The sequence below is a fragment of the Candidatus Sodalis sp. SoCistrobi genome, assembly GCF_900143145.1.
GTDB lineage: Bacteria > Pseudomonadota > Gammaproteobacteria > Enterobacterales > Enterobacteriaceae > SoCistrobi.
This window is the reverse complement of the sequence record NZ_FRDB01000142.1, coordinates 1-7,781: the sequence shown is the minus strand read 5'-3', so window position 1 is coordinate 7,781 and position 7,781 is coordinate 1. Positions and strand designations below refer to the sequence as shown.

The 7,781-nt window shown below is 58.4% G+C and carries 9 protein-coding genes and 2 pseudogenes; 10 read left to right on the top strand and 1 reads right to left on the bottom strand.

Features of this window, described 5'->3' with window-relative positions:
* Positions 1-109: 109 nt before the first annotated feature.
* The 3 genes and pseudogenes from CINSTRO3249_RS10385 to CINSTRO3249_RS10375 form a co-directional block, all read left to right on the top strand.
* Positions 110-313: pseudogene (locus tag CINSTRO3249_RS10385) on the top strand (YfcZ/YiiS family protein); the annotation flags it as partial.
* A gap of 372 nt (positions 314-685) precedes the next feature.
* A complete protein-coding gene (gene sixA, locus CINSTRO3249_RS10380; protein ID WP_074013230.1) occupies positions 686-1,168 on the top strand; it encodes a phosphohistidine phosphatase SixA in 483 nt (160 codons plus the stop codon).
* Between the two features lie 345 nt (positions 1,169-1,513).
* Positions 1,514-2,044 (top strand): hypothetical protein, encoded by a 531-nt coding sequence (locus CINSTRO3249_RS10375; protein WP_074013229.1) that lies wholly within the window; start codon positions 1,514-1,516, stop codon positions 2,042-2,044.
* Positions 2,045-2,167: 123 nt separating this feature from the next.
* Here the strand turns inward: CINSTRO3249_RS10375 and smrB are convergent, their stop codons facing one another.
* On the bottom strand, positions 2,168-2,698 hold the full coding sequence (smrB, locus tag CINSTRO3249_RS10370) for an endonuclease SmrB (RefSeq protein WP_074013228.1): 531 nt from the start codon (positions 2,696-2,698) through the stop codon (positions 2,168-2,170).
* A 164-nt stretch (positions 2,699-2,862) separates the two neighbouring features.
* On the opposite strand from smrB, the gene prmB reads away from it, so the two are divergent.
* The 7 genes and pseudogenes from prmB to CINSTRO3249_RS10335 form a co-directional block, all read left to right on the top strand.
* The gene (gene prmB, locus CINSTRO3249_RS10365) at positions 2,863-3,807 is read left to right on the top strand and encodes a 50S ribosomal protein L3 N(5)-glutamine methyltransferase (RefSeq protein WP_074013227.1); all 945 of its coding nucleotides are present in this window, start codon (positions 2,863-2,865) and stop codon (positions 3,805-3,807) included.
* Between the two features lie 79 nt (positions 3,808-3,886).
* Positions 3,887-4,972, top strand: a complete 1,086-nt coding sequence (gene aroC / locus CINSTRO3249_RS10360) for a chorismate synthase (protein ID WP_074013226.1) — start codon at positions 3,887-3,889, stop codon at positions 4,970-4,972.
* Positions 4,973-4,977: 5 nt separating this feature from the next.
* Complete coding sequence (gene mepA / locus CINSTRO3249_RS10355; protein WP_074013225.1) at positions 4,978-5,808, top strand: penicillin-insensitive murein endopeptidase; 831 nt, start codon at positions 4,978-4,980, stop codon at positions 5,806-5,808.
* A 70-nt stretch (positions 5,809-5,878) separates the two neighbouring features.
* Positions 5,879-6,679: a sulfite exporter TauE/SafE family protein gene (locus CINSTRO3249_RS10350; RefSeq protein WP_074013232.1), complete on the top strand. Its 801-nt coding sequence runs from the start codon at positions 5,879-5,881 to the stop codon at positions 6,677-6,679.
* Positions 6,680-6,688: 9 nt separating this feature from the next.
* On the top strand, positions 6,689-7,243 hold the full coding sequence (locus CINSTRO3249_RS10345; RefSeq protein WP_074013224.1) for an elongation factor P hydroxylase: 555 nt from the start codon (positions 6,689-6,691) through the stop codon (positions 7,241-7,243).
* 27 nt (positions 7,244-7,270) lie between these two features.
* Positions 7,271-7,544, top strand: a pseudogene (locus tag CINSTRO3249_RS10340) (YfcL family protein).
* 44 nt (positions 7,545-7,588) lie between these two features.
* Positions 7,589-7,781: hypothetical protein (locus tag CINSTRO3249_RS10335; RefSeq protein WP_143146898.1), on the top strand; the 193-nt coding region annotated here is incomplete at its 3' end.

The window sequence follows — 7,781 nt, the reverse complement described above, 5'->3', positions numbered from 1 at the left end:
TCATATGCTGTTTAACCAGCGTCTGATATCGGCGGGTAAGGCGAGAGTCAATCCCGCCAACAGATAGGTTGAAATCATTCTGCAAAGTAATAACAGGTATCACGATAAATGTGTAGATACCTATGCCTTCACGGAGCGCCAACAGGCGGAATCGATGCTGAACACGCTTACGGAAAAAGCCCGCGCGGTGGAATCCGATCCTTGTCAAATCGACGCCAGCATTGAACCGCAGGATAACGGTTTTGTGCTGGACGCGGACTTTACCTTTTGCTGTCAGGCGGAAACACTGATTTTCCAACTGGGTCTGCGTTAACCCTTTTATCTGCCCCGCGCGCGCTCGTACGGTGCGGTGGGGTACCGTTTTTGTTCCGCGATAAGAATATTCCCACGGTGTTTATGCACCATTCGGCTAACATGTGGTCTTAGCCTAATAATCATCGCAAATCGCGGTTCGTTTTCCGACCAGAAAACGCAGCCCGAGTGCGAATGGCCCTGCGCATTATATTGACTCCCGGGGTAGAGTTGATGTAAAAAAACAGCGTTTTGGTCAGATGTGACTTCTCGTCTGACACGGTCGTGATACCGCCACCGCAGGTGGTGGAAAGCGCGACCTGTGCGTCAGTGGAAGGCTGCGGGAGCTCCCCGGCTGACCGGGCGCGATTTTCCCCAACAACAACGGTGTATTATGCAAGTTCTAATTATGCGGCACGGCGATGCTGTTTCCGAGGCCGCGAGCGATGCGGAAAGACCCCTGACCGATCGGGGCCGTGATGAATCCGGCCTGATGGCGCGCTGGCTTAGCGGCCAGGTGGCGGACATTGATCGGGTGTTGGTCAGTCCCTATCTGCGCGCCCGGCAAACGCTCGATACCCTGCAAGCGTATCTGGTGTTACCGGACGGCCATGAAGTGCTACCGGAACTGACGCCGGGCGGCGATGCCGGGTTGGTAAGCTGCTACCTGCAGGCGCTGGCGAATGAGGGCGTAAATCGGGTACTGGTCATCTCCCATTTGCCGTTGGTGGGATACCTTGTGGCGGACTTATGCCCCGAAGAGCAGCCGCCGATGTTCGCCACTTCCGCCGTGGCGGGCGTTGATCTGGACGCCGTCAGCGGCAGCGGCACGTTGCGCTGGCAAGTGGGGCCGACACAATTGCTGTCGAAAGTCTGAACGGCTGACACCTCGGCTTTGGCGCAGGGCGGAGGATGTTCCTGCGCTAAATCACCTCCGCTCCCGTAGCAACCCCATAGCCGCTATAGCCAACGGGTGCTTGCGGAGTGAACCTGCCTTGTTCCCGTTACTCATGTCGCTGACACTGCGCCTGTGTTCCGTCCCCCTATGCGCCTTGCTTGTCGGTTTATCTCTAAACGCGCTTTATAGGAAGTAGGGTAGCGCATCCCCCCTCTCGAAATTGGTTTGGGGATTCTTCAAGCTTGTGCCTGTCAGTGTCTCGGTTTAAAAAAGATCCATATTGAAGCTAACTCCTGATGTCAGGCAGCCAGTAGGGAGAGGGCGATGTCGCTGCTTAAATTGACGCTCTTCATTTGGCTGTACGATCTATTATCCCGCAGTATCACATCGAAAAGCGCTCTTGCGATCATCACCGTTCTCATTGCGCTTTTGACGTCGTGCTGGTATCCCGTGGTCGCCAACAAAAATCTTAATCTCAGTATTCATATCACTTTTCACCGCGATAGGGATTTTAATCGCGAAATCCTGGCGTTAATGCAGCAAAACCATATCTATCGCATTTACGGTGGCGACTTTTGGGGGATAGTGCCGCTGAATGCCATTGACAATCGGGTCAACGCGGGTGAACTTGCTATCAACGGCGATAACGTGGTGCCGCGCCATTGGCTGTCGCGTCCCAGTTGGTTTTGCGCGTCAGGCGAGGTGTTCTACGCTCTTAACCAGACTGTCGAGGCAGACCGGTTGATAAAAGATCGGATCGCGGCTCGCCAAGGTGAATTGCTCCTGACCAAAGGGGATGTGACGATTTGGAAAGGACCGGTGATTTGGAAAAATGACCGGCCTTGCGTAAACTAGGCTTTGTCTCGGCTTGGGCGCGCTAATTCCTGCGCCCGAGCCCTGCGAAGCAGGATCTTGGCAATACCTTAGAGGCGCGAACGGCGCGCCGTTTCGGCGACTGGACCGCCCAAACGGCCCCCATCAAGACGCCAATTCCACCAGAATTAACAGCGCCGCACTCCCGCCAAATTCCTTCGGCGCCTGATGAAAACCTTTGACGTCAGGATGCTGCGCCAGCCACAGCGGCGTCTGCTGTTTCAGGATATGTTTGCCGTGCCCGTGCATCACGCAGGCGCAATGCACATGTTCACGCCGGCAGGCGGCCATCAGCGCGCCCAATTCTTGCTTGGCCTCCGCCTGCGTCAGCCCGTGCAGATCCAAAAACAGCTCGGGTGTGTAATCGCCGCGCCGCAGCTTTTTCACCTCATAAGGACTGACGCCCGGCCGCACATAACGGGGCGGCCCCTCCTCCTGAAGCAGTGGCTGAAATTCGTCGGAAAAGTAGACGCTGGCATCCACCTGTTCCTGTATTAACCGTCGCGGCGGCAGGGCGGTTTTGGCGCGCCGCGGCGGGGACGGTTTTACCCGGTCCTGCGGCAGCGGCTTGGCGCCCACCACCGTTTGCCTGAACAGCTGCAGATCATCCTCCGCCAGTGTAAATCGTTTCTTCATTGTCTGCTCTGCGCCTCGCGTTTTATTTAGTTTACCCTTTCCTTATCGATGACGGCGAAAAAATCTGGTGCCGAGGTCCTCAAAGACGCACTGGCTGCTGCTTTGTCGGTCACTTCATGGCACACTAGCGCCTGTTGATGAGAGCGAAGGCCGCGGAGGGCTGATTGGACAAAATTTTTGTGGATGAAGCGGTAGCGGAAATGCATACCATTCAGGATATGCTGCGCTGGACAGTTAGCCGGTTTAACGCTGCGCAAATCTATTACGGCCACGGTACCGACAATCCCTGGGATGAGGCACAGCAGCTGGTGTTGACCAGCTTGTTTCTGCCGCTGGATCTGCCGCCGGAGATGCATGGCGCGCGCCTGACCTCCAGCGAGCGTGCGCGGGTGGTCGAGCGCGTTATCCGCCGTGTGAACGAACGCATCCCCGTGCCGTATTTGACCAATAAGGCCTGGTTTTGTGGTCTGGAGTTTTATGTCGATGAACGGGTGCTTATCCCGCGTTCCCCGATTGGCGAGCTGATTACCGAACATTTTCGCGATTTGCTGCCGCATCCGCCGGCGCATATCCTTGATATGTGTACCGGCAGTGGCTGTATTGCTGTCGCCTGCGCCTATGCCTATGCCTATCCCTATCCCGAGGCGGAAGTGGACGCGGTGGATATTGCCCCCGGCGTGCTGGCGGTGGCGGAGCACAATATACAGGCGCATGGCGTTGAGCAGCGGGTAACCCCGATTCGCTCCGATTTATTCCGTGAACTAACGCCGCTGGCCTATGACGCGATTATTACCAATCCTCCTTACGTGGATGAAGAGGATATGAACGATTTGCCGGCGGAGTTTCATGCGGAACCGGTGCTCGGTCTGGCCGCCGGCAGCGACGGTCTTAAGCTGGTACGACGTATTCTTGCCTGCGCGCCCGATTACCTTAGCGAAGATGGCGTGCTGATTTGCGAAGTGGGCAACAGTATGGTGCATTTGGTAGCCCAATATCCGCAGGTGCCGTTCCGCTGGCTGGAATTTGCCCACGGCGGCGACGGTGTTTTTATGCTAACGCGTCAGCAATTGGTGGCCTGCGGTGACCTTTTCAAGCTGTATCGTGATTAAAATGCCCGGTCAGACCGCGAAGCCCGCGTGGCGCAGTGGAGTGTGTCTCTTAATTATCAGGAATGGGTAAGGAGTTCCGATGGCAGGGAACAGTATTGGACAATTTTTCCGCGTGACCACCTTCGGTGAATCCCACGGCCCGGCGCTGGGCGGGATCGTCGACGGCGTCCCGCCGGGTATCCCCCTTTGCGAGGAAGATTTGCAGCACGACCTTGACCGCCGGCGGCCAGGGACATCGCGTTATACTACGCAGCGGCGCGAGCCGGATCGTGTGAAAATTCTCTCTGGCGTGTTTGAGGGCGTCACCACCGGCACCAGCATCGGGCTGCTTATCGAGAATACCGATCAACGCTCGCAGGATTACAGCGCCATCAAGGATCTCTACCGTCCCGGTCACGCCGATTACACCTATGATCAGAAGTATGGCCGACGCGACTACCGCGGCGGCGGCCGATCTTCGGCGCGTGAAACGGCGATGCGCGTTGCCGCCGGCGCTATCGCCAAGAAATACCTGGCGCAGCAGTGCGGGGTGCGGGTGCGGGGTTATTTGGCGCAAATGGGCGCTATCCACTGCGAGCTGAAAGACTGGGCGCAGGTGGAGCAAAACCCGTTCTTCTGCCCCGATGTCGACCGTCTGGAGGCGCTGGATGCGCTAATGCGCGATTTGAAGAAAGCGGGAGATTCCATCGGCGCCAGGGTGACGGTGGTGGCGGAAAATCTGCCCGCCGGACTCGGCGAGCCGGTATTTGATCGCCTCGATGCCGATCTGGCCCATGCGCTGATGAGCATCAACGCGGTGAAAGGGGTGGAAATCGGCGATGGCTTTGCGGTTATCGGCAAGCGCGGCAGCGAAAACCGCGACGAAATGACCCCCGCAGGCTTTCAAAGCAATCACGCCGGCGGCATTCTCGGCGGCATCAGTAGCGGCCAGCCGGTTATCGCCCATCTCGCCCTGAAGCCTACCTCCAGCATCATGGTGCCCGGCCGGACGGTAAACCGCAGCGGCGACGCGGTAGAGATGGTCACCCGCGGCCGGCACGATCCCTGCGTTGGCATCCGGGCGGTACCGATCGCCGAAGCCATGATGGCTATCGTGCTGATGGATCATTTCTTGCGCCAGCGTGCGCAGTGCGCGGACGTCGTTGCGGCGGCGCCGATAAGGTGATGGCAATGCGTAGAGTAGTCATCGGTTGTCTGGCGCTGGCGGCATTTTGCGCGGGGGCCGCGCAGACGCCGTGGCAAAAAATCGCCCATCCGATCGCCGGCGCGCCCAGCGCCATCGGTAGCTTCGCCAATGGTTGCATTATCGGGGCCCAGCCATTGGCGTTGGAAGCAGGCAACTATCAGGTGTTGCGGCCGGATCAGCGGCGCTACTTTGGCCACCCCGATCTGCTGTTGTTTATTCAGCGCCTGAGCAATCAGGTGAAACATCTGGGGCTGGGTGAGGTGCTGGTAGGGGATATGGCGATGCCGGCCGGCGGCCGTTTTAGTAGCGGCCACGCCAGCCATCAGTCGGGGCTGGACGCGGATATCTGGTTGCAGACGCCACGCCAGCGCTGGAGCGCTTATCAGCTGCTTAAACCTCAGCCGCTGGATCTGGTGGCGGCCAACGGTCGCGGGGTGGTGCCGCGTCTGTGGCGCCCTGAAACCGCGGCGCTGATTAAATTGGCGGCGGAGGATGACCAGGTCACCCGTATTTTTGTCAATCCGGCCATCAAAAAACAGCTATGCCTGGATGCGGGCAGCGATCGCGATTGGCTGCGCAAAGTCCGGCCCTGGTTCGGGCACCGCGCCCATATGCATGTCCGGCTGCGCTGTCCGCCCGGCAGTCGCGAATGCGTCGACCAGCCGATACCGCCGCCGGGTGACGGTTGCGGCGCCGAGCTGGAAAGCTGGTTCCTGCCGGCCAAACCGGGGACCGGCGCACCGGTGAAAAAAACACCGCCGCCGCTGCCTGCCGCCTGTCAGGCGCTGCTTGACCGGCATCTGATAACACCCTGAGAAACGGACCGTCGCGCAAGCGTCACCGGGGCCAGTGATGGCCCCGCGTCTCGTCAGTAGAGAAAAGGATATGGACTGGTTAGTGATGTCGCCCTGGCTATTGGCAGGGCTGTTTTTCGTGGCGGTGCTGGCCGGGTTTATCGATACGCTGGCCGGCGGCGGCGGGCTTATCACCATTCCGGCGCTGCTGGCTGCGGGGTTGCCGCCGACCCAGGCGCTGGCGACCAATAAATTACAAAGCGTAGGCGGCAGCTTTTCCGCCAGTCTCTATTTTGTCCGGCGCGGGACGGTGAAGCTCGCCGGTCAAAAGCGCAATATCGTTATGACTTTGCTGGGATCGGCGGCGGGCGCCCTGCTTATTCAGCATGTGCGCGCCGACCTGCTGCGACAACTGTTGCCGCTGCTGGTGATCGCAATCGGTCTTTATTTCCTGCTGATGCCGCGTCTTGGCGCCGAGGATAGCAAGCGCCGGCTGTCCGGCTGGCCCTTCGCCCTGGTGGGCGGCGGCTGCGTCGGGTTTTACGACGGTTTCTTTGGTCCGGGCGCCGGTTCGTTTTACGCCCTGGCCTTTGTTATGCTATGCGGGTTTAACCTCGCCACCGCTACCGCACATGCCAAAGTGCTCAATTTTACCTCCAATTTTGGCGGCCTGATGCTGTTTGTCCTGTCGGGCAAAGTGATATGGGCGGTGGGACTGGTGATGCTGGCCGGGCAAATTCTGGGCGCACGGCTCGGCGCGCGCATGGTTTTAACGAAAGGGCAGCAGCTGATTCGGCCAATGATTGTGGCGGTGTCGCTGCTGATGAGTATCAAACTGATTTATGACAATCACGGTGCCGCTATTGCGCACTGGCTGGCCGTGTGGCTGTAAAGGTAAAGCATGTCCGTCCAAACTCACCATTATCAACAGTTAATTGATGTCTTCAACGGCTGTTTTGCCACCACGCAGAATACGCGGTTGGTGAAAGGCGATGACGAACCGCTCTATTTGCCCGCCGACGACGCGGCGCCCTATCATCGCATCATCTTCGCCCACGGCTATTACGCCAGCGCGCTGCATGAAATAGCGCACTGGTGTATTGCGGGCGCCCGCCGGCGGTTATTGGTTGATTTCGGTTACTGGTATTGCCCTGACGGGCGCGATGCCGACACCCAGGCGCGGTTCGAGCGCGCCGAAATCAAGCCGCAGGCGCTGGAGTGGATGTTTTGCGTTGCCGCCGGCTTCCCCTTTAACGTCAGCTGCGATAATCTCAGTGGAGAGTGTGAGCCTGATCGCATTTTATTCCAGCGGCAGGTGCATGCGCAGGTCATGTTGAACCTGGAAAACGGGGTAGGACCCCGCCCGGCGACATTGATACAAGCGCTGCATCGGTTTTACGCAACGCCACCGCTGGCGCGGGATCAGTTTCTCTGTCTATCAGATCTTAACGAATAGCAGTACCACATCATCAAGAGGATGAGTATGATCGCGGATTTTGAAGCGCGCATTCTGGCGCAGATCGACGAGATGGTCGAGCATGCCAGTGACGATGAACTGTTCGCCGGCGGCTATCTGCGCGGTCATTTGACGCTGGCGGTAGCGGACCGAGCTGAACGGCGAACATACCCTGGAGGCGCTGCATAGCCGGGTTCAGGAGAGCCTTGACCGGGCTATCAGAAAAGGGGAGCTGTCGCCGCCGGATCAAATTCTAGTTAAATCGATGTGGCAAACGCTTTATCAGCGCGCCGCCGACTGAGCCGCACCAGCGCCAGGATAGAGCACGGCAGAGGCGGAGTTGTTATGCGCTTAGTGCTTCATGCCAAAGGCGGCGGCAGGATGCGCTGGGCTATCGAGGCGGCCCGTGAAGGCATAGGTATCTACACATTTATCGTGATACCTGTTATTACTTTGCAGAATGATTTCAACCTATCTGTTGGCGGGATTGACTCTCGCCTTACCCGCCGATATCAGACGCTGGTTAAACAGCATATGA